Source organism: Knoellia sp. 3-2P3, assembly GCF_029223115.1.
GTDB lineage: Bacteria > Actinomycetota > Actinomycetes > Actinomycetales > Dermatophilaceae > Pedococcus_A.
Window position 1 is genome coordinate 37587 of sequence record NZ_JARGZE010000007.1, and the last position, 23083, is coordinate 60669.

The 23083-nt window shown below is 71.4% G+C and carries 22 protein-coding genes, 1 other RNA gene and 1 pseudogene; 14 read left to right on the forward strand and 10 right to left on the reverse strand.

Annotated features, from left to right (window positions below):
• Window positions 1-47 precede the first annotated feature (47 nt).
• The gene (locus P0Y31_RS17580; RefSeq protein WP_275871779.1) at window positions 48-2273 is read right to left on the reverse strand and encodes an immune inhibitor A domain-containing protein; all 2226 of its coding nucleotides are present in this window, start codon (window positions 2271-2273) and stop codon (window positions 48-50) included.
• 213 nt (window positions 2274-2486) lie between these two features.
• Between P0Y31_RS17580 and P0Y31_RS17585 the strand changes: the two genes are divergently transcribed.
• A complete protein-coding gene (locus tag P0Y31_RS17585; protein WP_275871781.1) occupies window positions 2487-4229 on the forward strand; it encodes an NAD+ synthase in 1743 nt (580 codons plus the stop codon).
• Between the two features lie 22 nt (window positions 4230-4251).
• Window positions 4252-5139 (forward strand): 3-methyl-2-oxobutanoate hydroxymethyltransferase, encoded by an 888-nt coding sequence (gene panB, locus P0Y31_RS17590; RefSeq protein ID WP_275871783.1) that lies wholly within the window; start codon window positions 4252-4254, stop codon window positions 5137-5139.
• 13 nt (window positions 5140-5152) lie between these two features.
• On the opposite strand, the gene P0Y31_RS17595 is transcribed toward panB, so the two are convergent.
• Window positions 5153-6487 carry an ArgE/DapE family deacylase gene (locus tag P0Y31_RS17595; RefSeq protein WP_275871785.1) on the reverse strand — a complete coding sequence of 445 codons (1335 nt, stop codon included), beginning with the start codon at window positions 6485-6487 and terminating at the stop codon, window positions 5153-5155.
• Between the two features lie 46 nt (window positions 6488-6533).
• Here P0Y31_RS17595 and P0Y31_RS17600 point away from each other — a divergent pair, with 46 nt between their 5' ends.
• Entirely contained in the window at window positions 6534-7565 is a 1032-nt protein-coding gene (locus tag P0Y31_RS17600) for a TIGR03557 family F420-dependent LLM class oxidoreductase (RefSeq protein WP_275871787.1), read from the forward strand.
• Between the two features lie 19 nt (window positions 7566-7584).
• Window positions 7585-8232, forward strand: coding sequence for a class I SAM-dependent methyltransferase (locus P0Y31_RS17605; RefSeq protein ID WP_275871789.1), 648 nt, complete (start codon window positions 7585-7587; stop codon window positions 8230-8232).
• Window positions 8233-8256: 24 nt separating this feature from the next.
• On the opposite strand, the gene P0Y31_RS17610 is transcribed toward P0Y31_RS17605, so the two are convergent.
• Complete coding sequence (locus tag P0Y31_RS17610; protein ID WP_275871791.1) at window positions 8257-8445, reverse strand: methionine aminopeptidase; 189 nt, start codon at window positions 8443-8445, stop codon at window positions 8257-8259.
• A 52-nt stretch (window positions 8446-8497) separates the two neighbouring features.
• Here P0Y31_RS17610 and map point away from each other — a divergent pair, with 52 nt between their 5' ends.
• Window positions 8498-9361 carry a type I methionyl aminopeptidase gene (map, locus tag P0Y31_RS17615; RefSeq protein WP_275871794.1) on the forward strand — a complete coding sequence of 288 codons (864 nt, stop codon included), beginning with the start codon at window positions 8498-8500 and terminating at the stop codon, window positions 9359-9361.
• A 28-nt stretch (window positions 9362-9389) separates the two neighbouring features.
• On the opposite strand, the pseudogene P0Y31_RS17620 reads toward map, so the two are convergent.
• Window positions 9390-9605 (reverse strand): annotated as a pseudogene (locus tag P0Y31_RS17620) (DUF3224 domain-containing protein); the annotation flags it as partial.
• A gap of 84 nt (window positions 9606-9689) precedes the next feature.
• Here P0Y31_RS17620 and P0Y31_RS17625 point away from each other — a divergent pair.
• The gene (locus P0Y31_RS17625) at window positions 9690-10451 is read left to right on the forward strand and encodes a polyphosphate--glucose phosphotransferase (RefSeq protein ID WP_275871797.1); all 762 of its coding nucleotides are present in this window, start codon (window positions 9690-9692) and stop codon (window positions 10449-10451) included.
• Between the two features lie 28 nt (window positions 10452-10479).
• Here P0Y31_RS17625 and P0Y31_RS17630 read toward each other — a convergent pair whose 3' ends face one another.
• The 4 genes from P0Y31_RS17630 to P0Y31_RS17645 form a co-directional block, all read right to left on the reverse strand.
• Window positions 10480-12054 (reverse strand): hypothetical protein, encoded by a 1575-nt coding sequence (locus P0Y31_RS17630; RefSeq protein ID WP_275871799.1) that lies wholly within the window; start codon window positions 12052-12054, stop codon window positions 10480-10482.
• Window positions 12030-12821, reverse strand: a complete 792-nt coding sequence (locus P0Y31_RS17635) for an ABC transporter ATP-binding protein (protein WP_275871802.1) — start codon at window positions 12819-12821, stop codon at window positions 12030-12032. The genes P0Y31_RS17630 and P0Y31_RS17635 overlap by 25 nt, the downstream gene beginning before the upstream one ends.
• 58 nt (window positions 12822-12879) lie before the next feature.
• Window positions 12880-13059: a hypothetical protein gene (locus tag P0Y31_RS17640; RefSeq protein ID WP_275871804.1), complete on the reverse strand. Its 180-nt coding sequence runs from the start codon at window positions 13057-13059 to the stop codon at window positions 12880-12882.
• Window positions 13060-13131: 72 nt separating this feature from the next.
• Window positions 13132-13788, reverse strand: coding sequence for an MBL fold metallo-hydrolase (locus tag P0Y31_RS17645; RefSeq protein WP_275871806.1), 657 nt, complete (start codon window positions 13786-13788; stop codon window positions 13132-13134).
• Window positions 13789-13851: 63 nt separating this feature from the next.
• Here P0Y31_RS17645 and P0Y31_RS17650 point away from each other — a divergent pair, with 63 nt between their 5' ends.
• Complete coding sequence (locus P0Y31_RS17650) at window positions 13852-15093, forward strand: amino acid permease (protein ID WP_275871808.1); 1242 nt, start codon at window positions 13852-13854, stop codon at window positions 15091-15093.
• 59 nt (window positions 15094-15152) lie between these two features.
• Entirely contained in the window at window positions 15153-15650 is a 498-nt protein-coding gene (locus P0Y31_RS17655; RefSeq protein ID WP_275871810.1) for a hemerythrin domain-containing protein, read from the forward strand.
• 64 nt (window positions 15651-15714) lie between these two features.
• On the opposite strand, the gene P0Y31_RS17660 is transcribed toward P0Y31_RS17655, so the two are convergent.
• The gene (locus P0Y31_RS17660; RefSeq protein WP_275871812.1) at window positions 15715-16827 is read right to left on the reverse strand and encodes a hypothetical protein; all 1113 of its coding nucleotides are present in this window, start codon (window positions 16825-16827) and stop codon (window positions 15715-15717) included.
• 329 nt (window positions 16828-17156) lie between these two features.
• On the opposite strand from P0Y31_RS17660, the gene P0Y31_RS17665 reads away from it, so the two are divergent.
• From P0Y31_RS17665 to P0Y31_RS17675, 3 genes are all read left to right on the forward strand, one after another.
• Window positions 17157-17606, forward strand: coding sequence for a hypothetical protein (locus P0Y31_RS17665; protein ID WP_275871815.1), 450 nt, complete (start codon window positions 17157-17159; stop codon window positions 17604-17606).
• On the forward strand, window positions 17603-19306 hold the full coding sequence (locus P0Y31_RS17670; protein WP_275871817.1) for a DUF5671 domain-containing protein: 1704 nt from the start codon (window positions 17603-17605) through the stop codon (window positions 19304-19306). Before P0Y31_RS17665 ends, P0Y31_RS17670 begins: the two co-directional genes overlap by 4 nt.
• Before the next feature lie 101 nt (window positions 19307-19407).
• On the forward strand, window positions 19408-19779 hold the full coding sequence (locus tag P0Y31_RS17675; RefSeq protein WP_275871819.1) for a VOC family protein: 372 nt from the start codon (window positions 19408-19410) through the stop codon (window positions 19777-19779).
• A 60-nt stretch (window positions 19780-19839) separates the two neighbouring features.
• On the opposite strand, the gene rnpB is transcribed toward P0Y31_RS17675, so the two are convergent.
• An RNA gene (rnpB, locus tag P0Y31_RS17680) (RNase P RNA component class A) lies at window positions 19840-20237 on the reverse strand.
• A 139-nt stretch (window positions 20238-20376) separates the two neighbouring features.
• On the opposite strand from rnpB, the gene P0Y31_RS17685 reads away from it, so the two are divergent.
• The 3 genes from P0Y31_RS17685 to P0Y31_RS17695 all read left to right on the forward strand — a co-directional run bounded on the left by P0Y31_RS17685 (window position 20377) and on the right by P0Y31_RS17695 (window position 23053).
• Window positions 20377-21219 carry a class II glutamine amidotransferase gene (locus P0Y31_RS17685; RefSeq protein ID WP_275871822.1) on the forward strand — a complete coding sequence of 281 codons (843 nt, stop codon included), beginning with the start codon at window positions 20377-20379 and terminating at the stop codon, window positions 21217-21219.
• Window positions 21220-21332: 113 nt separating this feature from the next.
• Window positions 21333-22571 (forward strand): hypothetical protein, encoded by a 1239-nt coding sequence (locus P0Y31_RS17690; protein WP_275871824.1) that lies wholly within the window; start codon window positions 21333-21335, stop codon window positions 22569-22571.
• 5 nt (window positions 22572-22576) lie between these two features.
• A complete protein-coding gene (locus tag P0Y31_RS17695; RefSeq protein ID WP_275871826.1) occupies window positions 22577-23053 on the forward strand; it encodes an RDD family protein in 477 nt (158 codons plus the stop codon).
• Window positions 23054-23083: the final 30 nt, after the last annotated feature.

Sequence of the window (23083 nt, forward strand, 5' to 3'; positions counted from 1 at the left end):
CGTCTCGGTGTGACAGGTCGCGTCGACCGGTCAGCCGAGGTGGTGCGTCACTTGAACTCGACCTTGACCTGCAGCTCGTTGCCACCGTCCACGGACTTGGCAACCGTCATGGTGGTGCCGGAGCCCGCGACCTTGACCGAACCCATCGGGTTGGTGGCGTCGTAGTAGCGGTTCGGGTCGCTGTCGTCGAACGTCGGGATCGCGGGCTGCGACCCGACGGTCGTCGGGATGCCGTTCTTGTGGAACGTCACCGCGTCGGTCGCCTCGAGGCCGAAGGTGCCGTCGAACGGCTGGCGGCGGTTGCCCAGGCGCGAGCCGTCGTAGAACTTCACCGGGGTCGGACGGGCGTCGACGTTGAGGACCTGGCCACCGCCGGGGTGCTGGCGGGTGTTGTTGTCCGAGTACTCGTTGTCGATGTACCAGACGAGCATGCCGTTCTGGTACGGGAAGCGCTCCACCCAGTCGGGCTTGGTGTTGGCGAACCCGAAGTTGTACGGGCCCGTCTTCAGCGTCGCGTCGTAGCCGCTGTAGACGCGGTTCTCGGCGATGTAGTAGTGGCTGGCCTGCTTTGTGGTGGAGCCGTCGATGCGCGAGAAGCCCTTCGCGACCCAGCCGTTGTCGCCGCTCTCGACGTCATCGGCGAAGACCTCCGCGCCGTCAGCGGTGATCGACAGGTCGTCGAGGAAAGCACCGTCGAGGTGCACGCCGCCGTCGGTGGCGTAGCGGAAGCGCACCTGGCCGCTCTTGCCGGCGAGGGAGGAGAGGTCCCAGGTCTTCTGGACCCAGCCGCTGCTCTGGCCGTCGATCGGGGTGCCGACCTGGGTCCAGTTCGCGCCGTCGGTCGAGGTCTCGACGTACAGGTAGTCGTAGTCGGCCTCGATGTCGTGCTCGAGCCAGGCCGACAGGGTGGCGCTGGACTTGCCGGTCAGGTCGACCGAGCGGGTCAGCGTGTTCTGCAGGTCGTCGGCCGAGCCGCTCCACCACTCAGCCGCACCGGAGTGCGGGGTGTTGTACTCGGTGGTGATCGTCTTCTCGGGCAGGGTCACGATGACGGCCTGCTTGTTGGTCGAGGCGTCGAGGTCGGCCGGGCCGAGCTTCACCGTGGTGTCGGCGCCGTGCTTGACCACCTGGTAGTCGAGCCAGCCGAGCATCAGCTTCTCCCACGGGCCCATGTAGCCGGGCGTGGTGCCGATCGAGTCCTTGCCCCAGTTGAGCCACGAGCCTCCGGACATCAGCGTCCAGAAGCCGGTGGTGTTGTCGCCACCGGAGGTGTCATAGAGGTCGGGCAGGCCGAGGTCGTGGCCGAACTCGTGGGCGAAGACGCCGAGTCCGCCGTTCTCCGGCTCCGTGGTGTAGTCGCCGACCCAGATGTCGGCGTCGCCGATGCGGGCGCCACCGAGCTTGTTCTCGCCGGGGCCGGTCTTGCCGATGTCGGTGGAGTTGACGTACCAGCGGTGCGACCAGATGGCGTCCTCGCCGAGCGTGCCGCCGCCGGCCTCCTCGCCCTCACCGGCGTGGATGGCCTGGAAGTGGTCGATGTAACCGTCGGACTCGTTGAAGTTGCCGTCACCGTCGGCGTCGTAGCGGTCGACCTTGTCGAACTGCTTGAGGTACTCGTTGATCTCGGCCGACGACTTGCCCGCCGCGACCTGCGCCTCGTACCAGGCGTTGACGGTGTCCTGCACGTAGGACCAGTAGCCCTCGCGCTCGTTGGCGTTGTCGCCGTAGGTGGCGGCCTCGCCCTTGACCTGGACCCAGTCGGAGACGTCGCCCTTGGCCAGGAAACGGCCGTTGGACTGCTTGAGGTAGAAGTCGCGGAAGGACTCGCCCTCGCCGAACATCATGTCCTGGTAGTGCGCCCGGTCGAAGTTCTCGGTCCAGTACGTCGAGTTGTCCATGGAGCGGTCAGGCTCCGGGATCTCGTTCTGCTGCATGTCGCTGAAGCTGGAGAGGATCGTGAAGATCGACTCCTCCCGCTCCACCGGGTAGGACACGTAGCGGTCTGCGGTCCTCTGGCCGCGGGCGTCGGTCTTGCCCGCCAGCTTGATGACGCGCTGGCCGCCGCGGGTCTCGGTCGTGGCCTCACCCTTGACGAGCTTCTCGACCGCCTCCTTGCGCAGCTCGCGCGCGGCGTCGCCGAGCGGGTTGGGCAGGTCGTGGTCGCGGTTCGCAGCCTTCGGCTCCTTGTCGCCCTGCACAGGGATTGCCTGTGACTGGGCGGGCGCCAAGCTCAGTGCGACGGCAGCCACCGCCACACCGGACAGGACGCTCACATGACGTCTCTTCACAAATCCTCCAGTGGTGTTCGCGCGCCGTCCCTGGCGCACAAGAGCCGATCAGAACACGATTTGTCGGCATTTCCGATGGGCCTCGGGTAAGGAGTTGTTAAAAAATCACAGACCTGTCGTGACCCCCGACTGCGCTGGTCAGAGCGTTGGCGGACGGCGCCGGAGCCCCGCCGCGCCGGCCCTCGGTAGGGTTCCGGCATGGCCCAGCTCCGACTCGCCCTCGCCCAGGTCAACGCCACGGTGGGAGACCTCGCAGGCAACGCCGCGATGGTCCGCGAGTGGACCGCCAGGGCCGCCGCCGAGGGCGCACACCTCGTGGCCTTCCCCGAGATGGCACTGACGGGCTACCCCGTCGAGGACCTCGCCCTGCGGACCTCCTTCGTCGACGCCTCGCGAGCAGCGTTGACCGCACTGGCCGCCGGCCTCGCCGCCGACGGACACGGCGACCTGCCGGTCGTCATCGGCTACCTCGACCGCGCGACGCCCGGCAGCGCCGACGCCGACCCCGGCCGTGAGCTGCCCCAGAACTGCGCCGCCGTCCTGCACCGCGGCGAGGTCGTCGCGCGGTACGCGAAGCACCACCTGCCCACCTACGGAGTCTTCGACGAGGCCCGCGTCTTCGCCCCGGGGCAAGACCTGGCCGTCGTCCGCGTCCGCGGGGTCGACGTGGCGCTGGCCATCTGTGAGGACATCTGGCAGGAGGGCGGCCCCGTGTCGATGGCCCGCGAGGCCGGCGCCGAGCTGCTGCTGGTGCTGAACGGCTCGCCCTACGAGCGCGACAAGGACGACGTGCGACTCGAGCTGGCCGCCCGTCGCGCCCGCCAGGCCGGGTGCGTGCTCGCCTACCTCAACCTCGTCGGCGGCCAGGACGAGCTGGTCTTCGACGGCGACTCGGTCGTCGTTTCGGCCGACGGAGCCGTGCTCGCACGTGGTCCGCAGTTCGCCGAGGACCTGCTCGTCGTCGACCTCGACGTCCACGAGTCGACCTTCGACCCCACCGACGTCACCGAGGGCGTCGCCTTCACCTCGGTGAGCGAGGACCCCACCGAGCCGTATGCCGCGCGGCAGGCCTCCGAGGCCCCCCGCCTCGACCCGGTCGGCGAGGTCTACGAGGCGCTCGTGCTCGGCCTGCGCGACTACGTCCGCAAGAACGGGATGCGCTCGGTCGTGCTGGGCCTGTCGGGCGGCATCGACTCGGCGCTCGTCGCCGCCATCGCGTGCGACGCGCTCGGCGCCGACAACGTCCACGGTGTCTCCATGCCCAGCGTCTACTCCTCCGACCACTCCAAGGACGACGCCGCCGACCTCGCCGAGCGCACCGGCCTGAGCTACCGGGTGCAGCCGATCAAGCCGATGGTCGAGGCGTTCCTCGGCGAGCTCGACCTCACCGGTGTCGCGGAGGAGAACCTCCAGGCGCGCTGCCGCGGCGTCATCCTCATGGGCCTGTCGAACCAGGAGGGCCACCTCACCCTGGCCACCGGCAACAAGTCCGAGCTGGCCACCGGCTACTCCACGATCTACGGCGACAGCGTGGGCGGCTTCGCGCCGCTCAAGGACGTGCCGAAGAGCCTGGTCTGGCAGCTGGCGACCTGGCGGAACGCCGAGGCGGAGCGTCGTGGCGAGACGATGCCCATTCCGCCCAACTCGATCACCAAGCCGCCGTCGGCCGAGCTGCGCCCCGGTCAGGTCGACCAGGACTCGCTGCCGCCGTACGAGACCCTCGACGCCATCCTCGAGCTGTACGTCGCCGGTGCGCAGGGTCGCGCCCAGCTCATCGAGGCCGGCTTCGACGCGGCCGTCGTGGACAAGGTCGTCTCGCTGGTGGACCGGGCTGAGTGGAAGCGCCGGCAGTTCGCGCCCGGGCCCAAGATCTCCGCCCTGGCGTTCGGGCGCGACCGCCGCCTGCCGATCACGAGCCGGTGGCGCGAGCAGGACTCCTGAGGCGCGTCCTAGGATCGCGGCTATGAGCGACTCCTCCGCGACCGGCGAGATCTCGGCACCCTACGGCAGCGGCCCCCAGGCCTCGCAGGCCCCGGCAGGCGCCGCACCCGTCCGGCGCATCCGGATACCGCACCTGCAGGCCATGAAGGAGCGGGGCGAGAAGTGGGCCATGCTCACGGCCTACGACCAGTACTCCGCCGAGATCTTCGACGAGGCGGGCATTCCCGTGCTGCTCGTCGGCGACTCGGCCGGCAACAACGTCTACGGCTTCGAGACCACGGTGCCGGTGACGGTCGAGCACCTGCTCCCCCTCGTCAAGGCGGTCACCACAGCTGCGAAGCGGGCCATGGTCGTGGCCGACCTGCCGTTCGGTTCCTACCAGGCGAGCCCGGAGCAGGCCCTGGGCACCGCCACCCGCTTCATGAAGGAGGGCCTCGCCCACGCGGTCAAGCTCGAGGGCGGCAAGGCGATGGTCCCCGAGATCGAGCTGCTCGTGCGGGCAGGCATCCCCGTCATGGGGCACGTCGGGTTCACCCCGCAGAGCGAGCACGTCCTCGGCGGCTACCGGGTGCAGGGCCGGGGAGAGGCCGCGGACCGGCTCGTCGACGACGCGGTCGCCCTCGAGCAGGCAGGTTGTTTCGCCGTCGTCATGGAGATGGTCCCGGCCCCGCTCGCGGCCCGGGTGACCGAGGTGCTGTCCATACCGACCATCGGCATCGGCGCCGGCCCCGACTGTGACGCCCAGGTGCTGGTGTGGTCCGACATGGCCGGCCTGCGCGGTGGCAGGAGCCCCCGCTTCGTCAAGAAGTACGCCGACCTGCGCGGCACCCTCTCGGAGGCGGCGAGGACGTATGCCGCGGAGGTCGCCTCGGGCGCCTTCCCCACCGCCGAGCACTCATTCGAGGAGTAGGCCCCGAGGTGTGTCAGGTGGCCACGCCGCAGCGCCGGAGCGCCAGCAGGGCGTAGACACGCGCGCACCGGAGCAGGTCGGCGACCGCCACGTGCTCGTCCAGCGCGTGGGCGTGGCGGACGTCGCCGGGCCCGTACTGCAGCGTGGGAACCCCGGCTGCGACGTAGAGCCGCAGGTCCGACCCGTAGGGCGCGCCGACCACCTCAGGCGTCGAATCTCCTTGCGCCTCAACGCAGCTCGTGACATCACGCACCAGGGGATCATCAGCGGTCAGCCCTGCCGACGCGAAGGCACCTCCGGGCCAGGCCACCTCCACGGGGTGCTCGCACAGCCACGGGTCGGCCGCGCAGGCCCGCCCCACAGCCTGTTCGAACGCGGTGCGCGCGTCCTCCAGCGACTCCCCGATCCGCACCCCGTAACGGCCCTCGGCGACCAGCCGGTCGGGCACGGTGCTGGCCCAGTCACCGGCGCGCAGCACACCGATGGACAGGGGCCAAGGCAGGTCGAGGTGGTCGAACAGGCTTGGGGCGCTGACGTTTCGGGCGATCTCGAGCTCGCGCAGGGCCACCTGCACCGGTGCCAGCAGGTCGATGGCGCTGACGCCCCTCGTGCGGGTCGATCCGTGGGTCGCCCGGCCCCGGACCTCGAGCCGGAAGGTGAGCGATCCGGCGTTGGCGGGCACGACCGCCCCGGACGTCGGTTCTGCGATGACACAGGCTTCGGCCCGGTGGCCACGGCGCAGGGTGGCGAAGGCACCCAGCCCACCGTCCTCCTCGGCACTGACGGCGTGCACTGCCAGGGGTCGCGCGAGCCGCGCGCCGGTCTCGGCCAGCGCCGCGACCGCGGCCAGCACCGCCGCCAGCCCGCCCTTCATGTCGCAGGTCCCGCGACCAGCGGCTACCCCGTCCACCAGCCGCAGCCGCCACGGACCGCCGTCGGGCCACGCCGAGCGGTCGCCCGGCGGCACGACGTCGGTGTGCCCGCACAGGGCCAGTGCCGGCACACCCTCCCCGTCCGCGCCGGTGGGCGCGGCGTCCCCGTGGAGCACAGCAACGACACCCGTCGCCCGGCTGCGGTCCACCTCCATGCCCGGGAACCCCAGGGCTCCCTGCTCAGCGGCGACGTCGACCTCCCACTCGTCCACCGCGAGGCCGAGACCGCGCAGCCGCCTCGCGCACCACTCCTGCGCCTCCGCCTCGGCCGGGCTCCCGCCCGTGGACGGGATGGCCACCAGCGCGGCGAGGTCTGCGAGCAGGCCCTGCTCGTCGATGGCGTCGAGCACGGCGCGCTCCGTGGCGGTCAGGTGGGCACTGCCGAGGTCGGGGCCTGCGGTGTGGTCGAGGCGCATGGCCCCGAGGCTCTCATCCCCGCTGCCCGAGGGATAGCGTGACCGCATGACGGACCGGACCCACGCGATGACCCCCGACGGCTCCCTCACGGTCGGCTACGCCGCCATGCTGGAGCAGTTCGCGCCGCGTGAGGCGGTCGACCTCACGGCCTTCGCCGAGCAGCACGGGTTCTCGGGGTGCATGGCCGCCGACCACTTCCAGCCGTGGGTGCCGCGGCAGGGCCAGGCGTCGTTCGTCTGGAACGTCCTGGCGGCCGTGGGCGAACGCACGCAGGGCGACCTCGGCCCGGGGGTGACCTGCCCCTCGTTCCGGTTCCACCCTGCGATCGTCGCCCAGGCGGCCGCCACCCTGGAGGCGATGAACCCCGGTCGCACGTGGCTCGGCCTGGGCACCGGCGAGGCGTTGAACGAGCACGTCGTCCCGGGCTACTGGCCCGAGGCGGGCGAACGCTCCCGCCGGATGTGGGAGGCCGTCGAGCTCGTCAACCAGCTGTTCACCGCCTCCCTGAAGGGCAAGGACACCAAGTTCGCCGGTGAGTTCTTCAAGATGGAGACCACCCGGCTGTGGACCATGCCCGAGACCGCTCCCCCGGTGCTGGTCGCGACGGCCGGGCCGATCAACGCGAAGAAGACGGGCAAGTTCGCCGACGGCATGATCACCGTCGGCGCGCCGCTGGAGAAGATCGAGGGCCTCTTCGCGAAGTTCGACGAGGGCGCCCGCGAGGCCGGGAAGGACCCGTCGACGATGCCCAAGGTGCTACAGCTGCACCTGTCGTGGGCGGAGAGCGACGGGGAGGCGCTGCACAACGCCGTCACCGAGTGGCCCAACGGCGGGATGAAGTTCCCCAAGGCCGACATCCGCTCGCCGTTCGAGTTCGAGCAGATGGCCAAGCTGGTGCGGCCCGAGGACTTCGAGGGCCGCATGGTCATCTCGTCCGACCCGGACGCCCACCGGGCCGAGATCCAGCGTTTCGTCGACCTCGGCTTCGACCGGGTCTACCTGCACAACGTGGGCCGCAACCAGCGCGAGTGGATCGAGGTCTTCGGCCGCGAGGTGCTGCCGAAGCTCACCCGGTGAGCGGACCTAGGCTGTCCCCATGAGCGAGCACGAGATCCCGGTCCCCGAGAGCGAGCCGCGCACCCGCTGGTCGGAGGTCTCCGGCGGCATCGGTGCCGCCACGGCATACCAACGGCACTTCGACGAGATGGCGGCCAAGGGCCTCGACGTGCACGGCGAGGCCACCTTCGTGCAGTCGCTGCTGCCCGCCCCGGCCCGCGTCCTCGACGCCGGCTGCGGCACCGGCCGCGTGGCCACCCAGCTGACCTCGCTCGGCTACCACTGCGTCGGCGTCGACGCCGACCGAGACATGGTCGCGGTCGCCGAGCGCCGCGACCCGGCCACCACCTGGGTGCAGCAGGACCTCAGCCGGCTCCAGCTGCGCTCACAGGCCTTCGAGCTGGTGCTGCTCGCCGGCAACGTCGTGCCGCTGCTGGCCCCGGGGACGCTGCTCGCCGCCATGGAGCGCATCGCCGCCCACGTGGAGCCGGGAGGGCTCGTGGTCGCCGGCTTCGGCCTCGATGCCGCACACCTTCCTGCGGGCATTCCCGTGACCCCGCTCGAGGACTACGACCGGGCCTGCACGGTCGCCGACCTGTCGTTCATCCGCCGCTACAGCACATGGGACAAGGAGCCCTGGCGGCCGGACTCCGGCTACGTCGTCAGCATCCACCGCCGCAACGACTGAGGTTGCGGGCGTGGGGCGAGCCCGTCAGTCGTCGACGTCGTCGTCCTCCCACGCGCGGTCCTCCTCGTCCCAGCGCTCGGTCTTGGCGCGGGCGATCTCGAGGGCGCGGGAGGCCTCCTCCTCGCTGGCGTAGGGACCCATGAGGTCCTCCCCGGGGCTGCGGTTCTCCTCGGTCTCGACCTTGCCGGTGTTGATGTTGTACCAGTAAGCCATCGAGAGCGCCTCCGTGTCCGCGTGCGGGTCAGCCTTGCCTAGACTCCACCGTATGCCGTTGACGTACGCAAGTGTTGCGCCCGGGACCGTGTCCCCGCGCCGCCCCGTTCCCGCCTCGATCGCGCGACCGGAGTACGTCGACCGTCCGGCGCCGGCGAGGAGCCACGGACCGGAGGTCAAGGACGCCGAGACGATCGAGAAGATGCGCGTCGCCGGCAGGATCGCCGCCCAGGCGATGGAGGCCGCCGCAGCGGTGATCGCGCCCGGCGTCACGACCGACGAGGTCGACCGGGTGGGCCACGAGTTCCTGCTCGACCACGGCGCCTACCCCTCGACGCTCGGCTACCGCGGCTTCCCCAAGTCGCTGTGCACGTCGGTGAACGAGGTCATCTGCCACGGCATCCCCGACAGTCGCCGCCTCGAGGACGGCGACATCGTCAACATCGACATCACCGCCTACATCGGTGGCGTGCACGGCGACACCGACGCGACCTACCTGTGCGGGGACGTCGACGAGGAGTCGCGCCTGCTGGTCGAGCGCACCCGCGAGGCGATGATGCGCGGCATCAAGGCCGCCCAGCCGGGTCGTGAGGTCAACATCATCGGACGCGTCATCGAGTCCTACGCACGACGGTTCGGCTACGGGGTGGTGCGCGACTTCACCGGCCACGGGATCGGCACCGAGTTCCACTCCGGCCTGATCATCCCCCACTACGACGCGGCGCCGGCCTACAGCACGGTCATCGAGCCGGGGATGACGTTCACCATCGAGCCCATGCTCAACCTCGGCACCCACGAGTGGGAGATGTGGGACGACGACTGGACCGTGGTGACCAAGGACCGCAAGCGGTCGGCGCAGTTCGAGCACACCATCCTCATCACCGAGAGCGGCAACGAGATCCTCACCCTCCCCTGATGGCCCCGACTTTGAGCGCGGTGGGCGCTCACAGCCGGTAGCGCAGCGCGTGGCGGTGGGTGAGCTGCCGGGGCACCACGCTGATCGCCAGCCGCTGCCGGCCCTCGTGCATCGTGCCGCTGTGCTGCAGGGCGAACGTGCCGTGCCGGCCGGACAGGGCTCCGTCGACCACCTCGATGACGACGTTGCCCGCCGAGCCGCTGGACGGGTCGCCGGCCGACAGCATCGCCCCGCGTGAGGTGCCCGTGAGGTCGCCCTAGGTCTGCCGCTGACAGGCATTCGCGTCCGGCACGACCTAGGGTGTGGGAGGCACCGAGAGGAGCAGCACATGTCAGGACCCGGCATCGCCCTCGGCATCGACGTCGGCGGCAGCGGCATCAAGGGCGCCCCTGTCGACCTCGACCGGGGCGACTTCGCTGCCGACCGGCTGCGCATCGAGACACCGGCCGGGGCGTCCCCCCAGGCCGTCTGCGAGGTCATCGCCGAGATCGTCGACCACTTCGACGGCACCCAGGGCCACTCCCCCATCGGCGTCACGATCCCCGGCGTCGTCACTCGTGGCGTGGTGCGCTCGGCAGCGAACATCGACAAGGCCTGGATCGACTTCGACGTGGTGGCGCACCTGCACGAGCTGCTCGACCACCCGGTGATCGCGGTCAACGACGCCGACGCTGCGGGCATCGGCGAGATGTACCACGGCGCGGCCCGAGGGCGAGAGGGCCTGGTCATCCTCACCACCCTCGGTACGGGCATCGGAACGGCGCTGATCCACGACGGCGTGCTGGTGCCGAACTCCGAGCTGGGCCACCTCGAGATCGACGGCCACGACGCCGAGACGCAGGCCTCCTCCGGCGTGCGCGAGGCCGAGGAGCTCACGTGGGAGGAGTGGGCCGCCCGGCTGCAGCGCTACTACACCCACCTCGAGGCGCTGCTGTGGCCCGACCTCTTCGTCGTCGGCGGAGGCGTCTCCAAGAAGGCCGACAGGTACCTCCCGCTGCTGGACCTGCGCACCCCGATCATTCCGGCCCAGCTCGAGAACCGGGCCGGCATCATCGGTGCCGCCCATCTGGCCGCGACCTCCGCACGCTGAGCCCCCCGCCCAGCGACGGCGACGCACGTCAGCGGATGCTGACGAGGTCCTGCAGCAGCTCGGGCGAACGCCGCTCGAACAACCCAGCCCCCACCCGCACCCCGGCCACCGCGGCTGCGGCACCCACGCCGATGCCGACGGGCAGGGCGGCCCAGGCGGCCCATGCGTGCCCGAACCAGGCGAGGACCCCGAGGGCCAGCGCCGGCAGGGCCACCACCAGCACCGCCAGGCCCACCACGGCCTGCACCACGAGGGTGATGCCGGCGCCGCCGGGCGGGGTCGCGAAGGGGCTCTCCCCGGGACGCGGCACGGGGTACTGCTTCACCGCGCTGGCCAGGCTGGCGACACCGAAACCGGCCAGCAACAGGGCGGTCCCCACACCCAGGGTGGCCGGGAACAGGTCCCAGCGCCGTCCGAGGGCGGCGCCCAGCACAGCATACGCGGGCACGCACACCGCGCCGAGCACCGCTGAGGGGAAGAGCCGGCCGACCCGGTCGCTCGTGCCGTCGACCCCGCTGGCCACGTGGAGCCAGAACGCCGTGGAGTCGTAGCCGACGTCGTTGTGCTGCCCCCAGCCCAGCATGTAGGCCGACGCGAGCGGCATCGCGACCAGCGCGACCTCCGAGCCGCCGAAGTACCAGGCGAACACCAGCCCGGCGGGGAAGAGCGTCGTGATGAGCGCCGGGAAGGCCAGCCGGGGGTCGCGGCGCCAGTAGACCGCCGACCGGGCGGCGACGGCGCCGAGGGGCGTGCCCGGCAGGAGCGCGAACAGCCCTAGGCCGCCCTGGGTGGCTTCGGAGCCGCCCTGGGCGGCGCCGCGGGGGTCGTGGACCACGCGCGAGAGCTGGCGCTGCCACACGGTCAGCAGCACGCCGACGAGGACCGCGGCGAGCGCGAGCCGCCCGAGCCCGGCGAGGTGCTGGCCCTGCGCGACATCGGCGGGAGCGGCCCAGGCCCACCCGAGAGGCGTCCAGCCGACCGCACTCGTGAGGCCGGCGAGGTCGGCGAGCGTGAGCTCGAAGCTGCCCCCGACGCTGGTGACCGGGCCCAGCCCGACAAGCAGGAGGAAGCCGAGCACCGCCACCACGTCGCGACCGCGACGGCTCGAGAGCACCGCGGCGGCCGCTGCGGTGACGACGCGGCTGAGGAGCACGCAGGTGGCCAGCGCGAGCAGACCGCCGACCACGGCGGCCAGCAGGGCGGGCACGCTGCGCGACCAGGTCACGAAGGAGGCGAGGACCAGCACGCCGGTGGCCAGTCCCGGCAGCCCGATCAGGCCGGCCACCGCGAGCCCGAGCGCCAGCTGGCGCGCGGGCACGGCGAAGGTCGCGAACCGGTGCGGGTCGAGGGTGGGGTCGGTGCCGAAGGCCACCACGGGCACGACACCCCAGGCGAGCACCAGGAGGGCGCCGCCGAGAGTGAGCGCGACCCGGCTGGCCTCGACGTCGGGCAGGAGGCGGAGGGACACCAGGCCGACCGCCGCGAGCACCAGCAGGCCGCCGCCGTAGACCACGCCCACGGCCAGGCCGATGAGGGCGGCCGGACTGCGCCGCAGGGTGTTGCGCAGGAGCTGGAGCTTCAGTCCGACGAGGTGTGCAACCACGCCAGCCCCTTCACGTCCGTCGAGCCGCCGACGAGGTCGAGGAACCGGTCCTCCAGGCTGAGCCCGCCGCGCACGTCCTCGATCGGACCGGCGGCGCGGACGTGGCCGCCCGCGATGATGGCGACGTCGCTGCACATGCGCTCGACGAGGTCCATGACGTGGCTCGACAGCACCACCGTCCCGCCGCCCTCGACGTAGCGGGTGAGGATGCCCCGGATCGTCTTCGCCGAGACGGGGTCGACTGCCTCGAACGGCTCGTCGAGCACCAGCAGCCGGGGGCCGTGCACGAGCGCACAGGCGAGGGTGACCTTCTTGGTCATGCCGGCCGAGTAGTCGACGACGAGCTTGTCGGCCGCCTCCTCGAGCCCGAGCGCGGCGACCAGCTCGCCGGCCCGCTCCACGACGTCGGCGCGGTCCATCCCCCGCAGGAGGCCGGCATACGTCACCAGCTGCAGGCCGGTGAGGCGGTCGAACAGGCGCAGCCCGTCGGGCAGCACCCCGATGCGGGCCTTGGCCGCGACCGGGTCGGCCCAGACGTCGGCGCCCAGCGCGTGCACCGTGCCGCGGTCGGGACGCAACAGGCCGGTCGCCATCGACAGGGTCGTCGTCTTTCCCGCGCCGTTGGGGCCCACCAGACCGTAGAAGGAGCCGCGCGGCACGTCGAGGTCGATGCCTGCGACGGCGACGGTCTGGCCGAACTGCTTCGTGAGCCCGCGGATCTGCAGGGCCGGTCTGCTGTGCTCCGTGCTGTCTGGTCCCCCGATCATGCGCGCGACGCTAGCAGCGGCCCCCGGCCGACCCTTCCCCGCCTCGCCGGGCTGGGTTTCAGCGCTGGCGCGCGACGAGCATGACCTTCTTCGGGACGTTCTTGTCGACCTTGTAGTCGCGTTTGTCCTTGCCCTGCTCGGCGTAACCGAGTTTCTCGAGGCGCATCAGGACCACCGGGCACTTGGCACAGCGGGGCTTGTCCTTGCAACACTTCTTCTTGGCGGTCACCTTGGGCACGCGCTCGAGGGTAGGTGAGGCTCTCCTAACCTGCAAAACGCGTCTCGCGGAGAGACCTGGGTGCAGACGCGGTCAGCGGCGGAACTCCGCCGGCTCGCCGTCGGCCAGGTCGCGGATCCGGGTGTCGTGGCCGCCGAGGTTGGCCGCCTGGGTGAGGTAGAGCGTGCGCCCCCGCTCGTTGAGCAGGCCGTCGTGTATCGGCACGGCGTGCGGCGCGTTGAACCGGCGCAGGAAGCCGGTCATCTCACGGCTGCGCATCCACGGCGCGTTCAGCGGGAAGGCGAGCACGTCCACCGGGCCGGGCTCCGCGTCGAGGGCGTCGCCGGGGTGGAAAAGCGTCGGCTCACCGGGGGCGCTCACGCGGACGCCGGTGTTGGAGATGCGGGGGATGTCGTCGTGGATCAGGGCGTGGTTCTGGCCGGCCCCCGCGACCCTCGCCTCCCCGATGCCCACCTCGTCACCCTCCTCGAACGCCTCCGGGTCGAGCCCGGACTCGCGCAGGAGACGCGCGGTCCCCGGGTCGGCGAACAGCGCGGCCGCCGGGTTGGCTCGCAGCAGCTCGGGCAGCCGTTCCTGGTCGACGTGGTCCGGGTGCTGGTGGGTGATGAGCACCGCGGAGAGGTCCCGCTGGTCGAAGGCCCGGGGCGACCACATGCCCGGGTCGATGAGCAGCCGGGCGTCGGCGACCTCCACGAGGAGGCACGCGTGTCCGAGGTGGGTGAGGCGCATGGCCCCACCGTATGCCGGGTGCCGTACACCGTCGACGTCAACGCTGCCCCTACGGTGGCGGCCATGCAGCACACGCTGGACCGCCGCCTCGGCATGGCCGACGCCGTCGTCATCGGGCTGGGCTCGATGGTGGGAGCCGGCGTGTTCGTGGTCTTCGCCCCAGCCGCGTCCGCCGCGGGTCCCCTCGTGTGGCTGGCACTGGCCGTCGCCCTGGTCGTCGCCTACTGCAACGCCACCTCGTCGGCCCGGCTGGCAGCCCTCCACCCCGAGTCCGGTGGCACCTATGTCTACGGCCGCGAGCGGCTCGGGCGGTTCTGGGGGTTCCTCGCGGGCTGGGCCTTCGTGGCGGGGAAGCTGGCGAGCTGTGCGGCGATGGCGCTGACGGTGGGCGCCTACCTGTGGCCCGAGGCGATGCGCCCCGTCGCGCTCGCCGTGGTCGCGGCGATCACGGCGCTCAACTACGTCGGGGTGCACAAGAGCGCCGTCGCCACGCGCGTCATCGTCGCCCTCGTGCTCCTGGCGTTGGCAGTGGTCGTGGTGGCGGCTTGGCGCGCCCCCGTCGCGCACGCCGTCGGCGCCGGCGCCCCCGACGCCTCTGTGGTCGGCGTGCTGCAGGCGGCGGGCTTCCTCTTCTTCGCCTTCGCCGGCTACGCCCGCATCGCCACCCTCGGCGAGGAGGTGCGCGACCCGGCGCGCACCATCCCGCGCGCCATCCCCCTCGCCCTCGCCATCACCGCCGTCGTGTATGCCGCGGTGGGCCTCGCGACCGCGCGTGCCCTGGGCGTCGACGGGCTCGCCGCCAGCAGCGCTCCCCTGGCCGACGCGGTCACCGCGGCGGGCGCGGGCGCCCTGCTTCCTGTGGTGCGGGCGGGGGCGGTGCTCGCCGCGACCGGATCCCTCCTCGGGCTCGTGCTCGGGGTGTCGCGCACCACGTTCGCGATGGCTCGCGACGGCTACCTCCCGCCAGCCCTCGACCGGGTGCACCCGGCATACCGCGTGCCCCACAGGGCCGAGGTCGCCGTAGGCGTCGTCGTGGGGCTCGCCGTGCTGGCAGGCGACCTGCGCCAGGCGATCGGTTTCTCGTCGGTGTGTGTGCTGGCGTACTACGCGATCGCCAACGCCAGCGCGTGGACCTTGGACTCCTCGGTGCGCGCTCGCCTGGTGCCGGCGCTCGGGGTCGTCGGCTGTGTCGCGGTGGGTCTCGCACTGCCCGTCAGCTCCGTGCTGGCCGGTGTCGGGGTGCTCACGGCCGGAGCGGCCCTGTGGCTGCTGCGATTTCGCGCGGGTCCGCAGGGGCGGGGCTAGCATCGGCTCACCGGCCCAGTGCCACCGTCCCTCGGGACGCGACCAGACGGGGAGAACGCATGTCGACCGACGCCATCGTGCTGCTGAAGAACGACCACAAGGAGATTCGCAAGCAGTTCAAGCAGTTCCAGAGCCCCAAGGCGACGACGGCCCAGAAGGGCAAGACCGTCAAGAAGATCATCGAGCTGCTGACCGCGCACACCTACATCGAGAACGAGGTCATGTACCCGCAGGTGCGCCGGCTGCTCCCCAACCTCGAGGACGACGTCCTCGAGTCCTACGAGGAGCACCACGTCGCCGACGTGCTCGTCATGGAGCTGTCGATGATGCGGCCCACCGACGAGCGCTTCGAGGCCAAGACGACGGTGCTCATCGAGAACGTCGAGCACCACATGGAGGAAGAGGAGCAGGAGTGGTTCCCCAAGGTGCGGGCGGGTCTGGGGCGCAAGGCCCTTCAGGAGATCGGCGCTGAGCTGGCGGCCGCCAAGAAGCGCGCACCGAAGAAGCCGACCCAGCCGAGCGCGCTGAAGAAGACGATCGACGCCGTCATCGCCTGAGGACCTCGGTGCGCGGGCCTCGGGCGTGCACGCCCGGGGCCCGCGTCGTCAGGGCAGCAGCGGCTCAGTAGCGCAGCAGCGCCGCGGGCTCCCCGCCGAGGTCGGCCTCCGCGAGGGAGACCACCGTGCCGTCGTGGCGCAGGGTCTCGGCGATGGCACGGTCGAGCTCGTGGCTGCCGTTGGCCCCTGCCTCGGCGATGAGGGTGTCCACCCGGCCGTCGCGGGCCGCGGCGAGCACCTCGACGACCCCGGTCGCCGTGCGGCCCGTGCCCGCCTGCTCGCGGTAGCGGTCGAGGTGGCGCTGCTCCTTCTCGGCGAAGTGGTCGGACACCAGCGGCCATGCCGCATCGTGGAGCTGGGCCGCCGACCGCGCCTCGGGGTTGCCCTCGACCGCACGCTCCCAGACGTGCGGGTAGCGGCTGACCTGCGTGTAGATGGGCCGGTAGTAGCCGACGCACGCGAGCACCAGGGGCGCGGCGCCGTTGCCGAGGGCGGAGGTGAGCGGTGTGTCCACCGCGCGGAAGTAGCGCTCGAGCGCCGCCTTGTCGTAGTCGGCCTCGTTGCCCTGCCCGTGGAAGGAGGCACTCGTGCGGCCGGTGGAGTGCGCCTGGCCGTAGCGCTGCATCTCCTCCTGCGGGATCGCCTCCTCCAGTGAGCGCGGCATCCCGGCCAGGTCCATCTCCCCCACGGTCTGGCGCGTCGCCTGAAAGACCCTGACCGACTTCTGCGACAGGGCGAGGACGTAGAAGACCCCGTCGGCCGAGACCATCGGCAGCAGCGGCCGGATCCGGTAGGCCTCCCCCACCGCCGCCTCCTCGGGGAAGGCGATGGGCACCCGGAAGTGCGCGAAGTGCCCCGGAGCGCTGAACACCGCGAGGCCGTCGCTCTGGCGCTGCCAGAAGGGCTCGTTGCCCATGAGCTCACGCGCTGGAGCGATCAGGTCCTCGGCCTGCTTCTGGTCCACTCCCAGATCGGACAGGTGCGCAGCCGCCTGCGCCACGAGCTCGCGCAGGCGCGCCGGACCGCTGAGCGTCTCCGGGCCGAAGCGGGCGGTCGGCAGGAACAGCGACACGCACGGTCCCGGCGTACGGACGAGCTGCCGGACGTCCTCGGTGGACAACAGGTCGACGTGGCCCAGTGGCTCGGCACTCGTCCCCTGCGGCATGCTCACGCTCATCTCGCCCACCTCCGCTCGGCTCGCCCGCACCCTGCGGACTGTCCTTCATTGCAACAGCGGGTCGGGGGTGCCTGCAGGGCCCTAGGTCCTGCACGGGCGGTCCAATGACCGGCAACCCGTCAGCAGGACGGGCACCCCTTCAGGTGACGTCCAGCCCGACCCGGCGGAACGCCTCCCGCGCCCGGGCCACCGGCTCGCCGACGCGTCGTTCGACCCCTTGTGGGGGCCCCACGACCGTCGCGCGACGCGACCCGATCGCCCGCAGTCTGCCCGCAGGCAGGGACCTAGGCCTCTGCCCCTTCGGCAGGCCGCGGAAGGAGGATGGTCACGTGGGAGGTAGGCCCAACCGGATCCTCGCGGTCGTGGTCGGGGCGATGGTCGTTCTGGCCGCGGTGGTCGTGCTGTTCTCGGCCAACCGCTCGACCGCGGAGCTCGAACCGGGCAGCCCCGAGGCTGCCGTCCAGACCTACCTCACGGCCGTCACCGAGGGCGACAACGCCAAGGCCGCCGAGGCGCTCGACCCCGCAGGCGCCTGCGACGTCGACGACCTCGACCGCACCGGTCGCCCCGGGTCGGCCCGGGCCTACCTGGTCGACAGCCAGGTCGAGGGCGACACGGCCCGGGTCAGGGTCGAGGTCACGTTTCCCTCAGGCGGCGGCCCGTTCGACTCCACCGACTTCTCCGAGACCCACATCTTCCGCCTGACGAAGTCGGGCGAGGGCTGGCTGCTGACCGGCACGCCATGGCCGCTCTACGAGTGCGAGGGAGACGTGAAGTGATCGTTGGTCTGCTTCTCCTGGTGGTGCTGGTCGCCGTGGTGGTCCTCGGCGCCCGCAAAGCGATGGGCAGGGAACGCGGTCCCGTGACCGAGGCTCATGCCATCCGTCGGTTCTTCCAGTACCTGCTGCTCTTCGGCCTGCTCGTCGTGGTGGCGGTGGGCTTCTCGGGCCTGCTGGGCCGCGCGCTCGACCGTGACCCGATCGTGGCGGCCGATGACGTCGAGCTGGCCCGCAGCCTGGCCTTCACCGTGGTGGGCGTCCCGCTCTACGCCGCAGTCGCGCTGTGGTCCCGTCGTCGGCTCCTGGAGGACCCCCTGGAGCGGCTGTCCCTGGGCTGGGCCTTCTACGTCACGGCGGCGTCCATCACGTCGCTCGTCGTCGCCATGACCGGGTTGCACGCCACGCTGTCGTGGGCGGTTGGCGTCGGTCCCGACGCCCCCCGCGCCCTGGCGAGGTTGCTCGTCTGGGGGCTGGCGTGGGGCCTCCACTGGTGGGTGCACCTCCGGCTGGTGCCGGCCGGCCGCTCCCAGGTCCACCACCTGGCGGGATCGCTCGTCGGCCTCGTCACCGCGGTCACCGGTCTGGCAAGCCTCCTCGGCGCCGCGCTGTGGAGCCTGTTCTTCTCGGGCAACGACGTCGTGCTGAGCGGCGGTGACGAGGCGCTGACTGCCGGCGTCACGCTGGCGGTCGCCGCCCCCGTGTGGCTCCTCTACTGGGTCCGCACGGCGTCGAGGGCGGAGCGCGACCCGCTGTGGCTGGGCTACGTCCTCCTCCCCGGGGTCGGAGGTGGCCTGGTGATGGCCGTCGTCTCCGCCAGCACCCTGGTGTACGACCTACTGGTGTGGCTCCTCGGGGACCCCGAGTTCAGCGACACGGCTCGGCACTTCAACGACGCCCCCTGGGCGGCCGGGGCAGCGGCCACCGGCGCCCTGGTCTGGTGGTACCACCAGGCCGTGCTCGAGGAGGCCCACCTGGAGGCCCGGACCGAGGTCCGCCGCGTCTACGAGTACCTCATGTCCGCCATCGGCCTGCTCGCAGCCGCTGCCGGCCTGACGACCCTGGTGGTGGCCGGTATCGAGGCCCTCACCAGGACCGAGGCGGTCATCCTCGGCCAGAGCGCGGTCAACACCCTGCTGGCCTCGGCGACGCTCCTCGTGGTGGGCGCCCCGGTGTGGTGGTTCTACTGGCACCGGATCCAGCAGGCAGCGGTCTCGGCCCCCGCCGAGGAGCACGCCTCCCCCACGCGACGGGTCTACCTGCTCCTGCTCTTCGGCGCGGGCGGGATCGCGGCGGTGGTCGCCCTGCTCGTCGGCGTGTACCTGCTGTTCGAGGACATGGTCCAGGGGACCTTCGGCGCCGAGACCATCCGCAGCATGCGCGTCCCGATCGGTGTCCTGCTGAGCACCGGCGCCATCGCGGCATACCACTGGTCCGTCTACCAGAGCGGTCGCGGTGTCGCCCTGCCCGCGCCACACGGCCCGCGCTTCGTCCTGCTGGTCGGTCCGCCCGACCCCCAGATCGCGAAGGCCGTGGCGCACGAGACCGGCGGGCTCGTGCTGGCGTGGACCACTGAGGACGGCGGCGCCCCGTGGACCGTTGAATCCGTGATGGCCGCGCTGGGCTCGGCGACGCCGCACGACGAGCTCCTGGTCCTGTCGGACCGTTCGGGCCTGCACGCCATTCCTGTGCACCGCACCTGACCGTGCGGCGTGGGCTGCAGGGCGGGCACACCTGTCGGTGCCTCTTCGTACGCTCGTGGGACGAGCAGTCCCGGAGTCGGGACCACTGAGAGGAGCTCAGGATGGACTTCAAGATCGAGCTGATCCCGCTGGCGGTGTCGGACGTCGACCGGTCGGTCGAGTTCTACGGCAACGGCCTGGGCTGGAGCGTCGACCACGACCGGACCGTCAGTCCGCAGCTGCGGTTCGTTCAGGTCACCCCGCCGGGATCGGCCTGTTCCATCTGCTTCGGGACGGGGCTCGAGATGATGCCCGAAGGCTCGTCGCAGTTCATCCAGGTGGTGGTCGCGGACGCCGACGAGGCCTGCGCCCACCTTCGAGCTCGCGGGGTGGAGTGCAGCGACGTCGACGAGCAGCCCTGGGGCCGGTTCGTGCGGTTCGTCGACCCGGACGGCAACCGCTGGGCGCTGCAGCAGATCATCGTGCCGTCCTGACCCGGCCGACGCACGGGCCTGCCTGAAGCCCTGCTGCGACACGGTCGTGACCGACCTGGGTGGATGAGTCGGCCGATACGCCGGGTTCTGTTCCACGTCGCCGTTACCAGCGGCGCGGCGACGGTCATCCATCTACGACAGCCGTTGCCGACTGCCTCCAGCGCTCTACCCGTGTGCTCGGGCGGGCCGCCCTCGAACGCACACTGTCTGAGCTTGCTCCCAGTGGGGTTTACCGAGCCGACCCCGTCACCGGGGCCGCTGGTGGTCTCTTACACCACCGTTTCACCCTTACCACGACGCCTTCTGGTCCGAAGACCAGCGGTTCGCCGTGGCGGTCTGCTTTCTGTGGCACTGTCCCGCGGGTCACCCCGGGTGGCCGTTAGCCACCACTGCGCCCTGTGGAGCCCGGACGTTCCTCGGCGGTGATTGCTCACCGACGCGACCGCCTGGCCGACTCATCCACCACCAAGGATAGGGCAGGTATGCCGCGGGGCCCGCCACGCGGCGTACCTCGCCGCGTGCGGCGACGTGCGCTCACCCCCGGGGGATGATCCGCGGGACCCGACCTCCTGCTGACATGGGTGCAAGGAGGTCGTCATGTGTCGATGGCTCGCATACTCGGGTTCCCCCGTCAACCTGGAGGACCTGCTCTTCAAGCCCAAGAACTCGCTGGTCGTCCAGAGCAAGCACTCGCAGCTGGGCGCCGAGACGACCAACGGCGACGGGTTCGGCGTCGGCTGGTACGGCCGCTTCGAGACGCCCGGGGTCTTCCGCAGCATCGAGCCGGCGTGGAACGACCGCAACCTGCGCGAACTGGCCGCCCACGCGCAGGCCGGCCGCGTGTTCGCCCACATCCGGGCGTCCACGGGCTCCCCGGTGCAGCAGTCGAACTGCCACCCCTTCCGCCACGACCGCTGGCTCTTCATGCACAACGGCTCCATCGCCGACTTCCGCACGGTCAAGCGCGACCTCGTGATGGCCGTCGACCCGGAGCTCTACCCCGCCATCGACGGGTCGACGGACTCAGAGGTGCTGTTCTTCCTGGCGATGACCTTCGGGCTGAAGGACGACCCGCCGGCCGCGATGGCCCGGGCTGTCGGGTTCGTGGAGGACGTCGGGAAGCGCCACGGGGTCGCCTGGCCCATCCAGATGACCGTGGCGACGACGGACGGTGAGACGACCTGGGCGTTCCGGTACTCGAGCGAGGGTCGTTCGCGGTCCCTGTTCCACAGCGCCGACATCCTGACCCTGCGGGAGCAGTACCCGGACCACCCGATGCTCAAGGAGCTCTCCGACGATGCCCGCCTCGTGGTGTCAGAGCCGCTGGGCGACCTGAGGGGCGTGTGGCACGAGGTTCCCGAGGCGACGTTCCTGACCGTTCGTGGGGCCCAGATGCGGCTGGACTCGTTCGCGCCCACCACCCCTCAGGCCGCGGCCTGACCGGGCGGTGACCTGTGGCGACGGCTCGGCACCTCGGCGGCCAGGACGCGTTCCCGGCTCCGCCCGGCGCGGCACGGCCCGGACCCGACGTCGGGCCTGGCGGGCCACGCCTGGTGCCCCTGAGCCCTGACGACCACGCGGTGCCCTCGCTGGGTGACGTGGCGCTCGGCGCGTCAGCCCTCGGCCTCGGACTCGCGGGCCGGCTCGTCCACGCCGGGTCGTCCGTGGTGCGCCCTGCCGCGGGCCTGGTGCTGCGACCGCCCGGAGTGCCGTCGTTCCTGCAACCGGCGCGGGTGGTCCAGAGGCTGGGGCGGATCGGCTCCGCCCGGCGTGGCTCGCTCGACCAGGCCGTCTCGCGGCTGCTCGACGATGTCGTGCCCGTGGTGGCGGAGGTCATCCTCGGGCGCCTGGACCTCACCGACGTCGTCCTGCGTCAGGTCGACCTCGACGCGGTCGTCGCTGGCGTCGACCTCGACGCGGCTGCCGCACGCCTGGACATCGAGGCGGTGCTGAACCGGCTCGACCTCACCGAGCTGGTGCGCGACCGCGTGGACCTCGACTCCGTGGTGGAGGAAGTGGACCTCGACGCGATCGTGCGCCGGGTCGACATCGGCGCTGTGATCGACCGGCTCGACCTCACGGCCCTCGTCCGGCAGCGCGTCGACCTCGACGCCATCGTCGCCGATGTGGACATCGACGCCATCCTCGACCGGCTCGACCTCACGGCGCTGGTCCAGCAGCGCGTCGACCTCGACACCATTGTCGCGGGCGTCGACCTCGACGCCATCGCCGCTCGCATCGACGTCGAGGCCATCCTGAACCGCCTCGACCTCACCGCGCTGGTCCAGCAACGGGTCGACCTGAATGCCATTGCAGCACAACTGGACATCGACGCCATCCTCGACCGCCTCGACCTCACCGCGCTGGTCCAGCAGCGCGTCGACCTCGACGCGGTGGTCGCGGGCGTGAACCTCGACGACATCGCCCGGCGCCTCGACGTGGAGGCCGTGATCGACCGGCTCGACCTGACGGCCATCGTGCTGAACCGGGTTGACCTCGACGCGCTCGTCAACGCCGTCCTGGCACGCATCGACCTCGTCGGCCTGGCCGAAGAGGTCATCGACGCGGTCGACCTGCCCGAGATCATCCGGGAGTCCACGGGGTCGATGGCCTCGGAGACCGTGCGCGGAGCGCGCCTGCAGGGCATCCACGCCGACGAGGCCGTCAGCCGGGCCGTGGACCGGATCCTGCTCCGGCGTGGCCGCCGGCACCCCGGAGGACAGAGCGACCACCTCGTGGACCAGGGACCATCCGGGCCAGGTCCGGAACCACCTGGTCCGGGACAGCGGTGAGCACCATGACCACGAGCAGCATCTCCCCACTCCCGGCCGAGGCGCGGCCCTACCAGGGACACCGCGCAGGGCTGGTCACTCGGTTGGTGGCGGCAGGCATCGACGCCCTTCTGGTCGGCCTCGCGCTCCTGCTGGGCTACGCGGGCTTCGCCACCCTTCGGTTCCTCATCGACCCGCGCACCTTCTCCTTCCCGGAGCCGGGCCTGTTCTTCAGCCTGGCCGCTGCGCTCTGGGTCCTCATCGTCTACCTCACCGTCTCGTGGTGGATCGCCGGGCGCACCTACGGCTGCCACGTGATGGGGCTGCGGGTGGTGAACTACAGCGGGACGAACATGCGACTTGTCGGGGCGTTCGTCCGCGCACTGTTCTGCGCCTTCTTCCCCATCGGCCTGCTCTGGGTGGCGGTGAACCGCGAGAACCGCTCGGTCCAGGACATCGTGCTGCGCACGTCCGTCCTCTACGACTGGCAGCCCCGACACTGATTCGAGGCAAGGCCGGTCCCCGGGCCCGGG

Bases quoted from the DNA above. Each gene is read 5' to 3' on its own strand.
- P0Y31_RS17625 (WP_275871797.1), top strand. From the start codon at position 9,690: ATGTCAGGACCCGGCATCGCCCTCGGCATCGACGTCGGCGGCAGCGGC.
- P0Y31_RS17600 (WP_275871787.1), top strand. From the start codon at position 6,534: ATGACGGACCGGACCCACGCGATGACCCCCGACGGCTCCCTCACGGTC.
- P0Y31_RS17635 (WP_275871802.1), bottom strand. From the start codon at position 12,821: ATGATCGGGGGACCAGACAGCACGGAGCACAGCAGACCGGCCCTGCAG.
- P0Y31_RS17610 (WP_275871791.1), bottom strand. From the start codon at position 8,445: ATGGCTTACTGGTACAACATCAACACCGGCAAGGTCGAGACCGAGGAG.
- P0Y31_RS17595 (WP_275871785.1), bottom strand. From the start codon at position 6,487: ATGCGCCTCGACCACACCGCAGGCCCCGACCTCGGCAGTGCCCACCTG.
- P0Y31_RS17675 (WP_275871819.1), top strand. From the start codon at position 19,408: ATGGACTTCAAGATCGAGCTGATCCCGCTGGCGGTGTCGGACGTCGAC.
- P0Y31_RS17645 (WP_275871806.1), bottom strand. From the start codon at position 13,788: ATGCGCCTCACCCACCTCGGACACGCGTGCCTCCTCGTGGAGGTCGCC.
- panB (WP_275871783.1), top strand. From the start codon at position 4,252: ATGAGCGACTCCTCCGCGACCGGCGAGATCTCGGCACCCTACGGCAGC.
- P0Y31_RS17585 (WP_275871781.1), top strand. From the start codon at position 2,487: ATGGCCCAGCTCCGACTCGCCCTCGCCCAGGTCAACGCCACGGTGGGA.
- P0Y31_RS17685 (WP_275871822.1), top strand. From the start codon at position 20,377: ATGTGTCGATGGCTCGCATACTCGGGTTCCCCCGTCAACCTGGAGGAC.
- P0Y31_RS17605 (WP_275871789.1), top strand. From the start codon at position 7,585: ATGAGCGAGCACGAGATCCCGGTCCCCGAGAGCGAGCCGCGCACCCGC.
- P0Y31_RS17695 (WP_275871826.1), top strand. From the start codon at position 22,577: ATGACCACGAGCAGCATCTCCCCACTCCCGGCCGAGGCGCGGCCCTAC.
- map (WP_275871794.1), top strand. From the start codon at position 8,498: ATGCCGTTGACGTACGCAAGTGTTGCGCCCGGGACCGTGTCCCCGCGC.
- P0Y31_RS17650 (WP_275871808.1), top strand. From the start codon at position 13,852: ATGCAGCACACGCTGGACCGCCGCCTCGGCATGGCCGACGCCGTCGTC.
- P0Y31_RS17655 (WP_275871810.1), top strand. From the start codon at position 15,153: ATGTCGACCGACGCCATCGTGCTGCTGAAGAACGACCACAAGGAGATT.
- P0Y31_RS17660 (WP_275871812.1), bottom strand. From the start codon at position 16,827: ATGAGCGTGAGCATGCCGCAGGGGACGAGTGCCGAGCCACTGGGCCAC.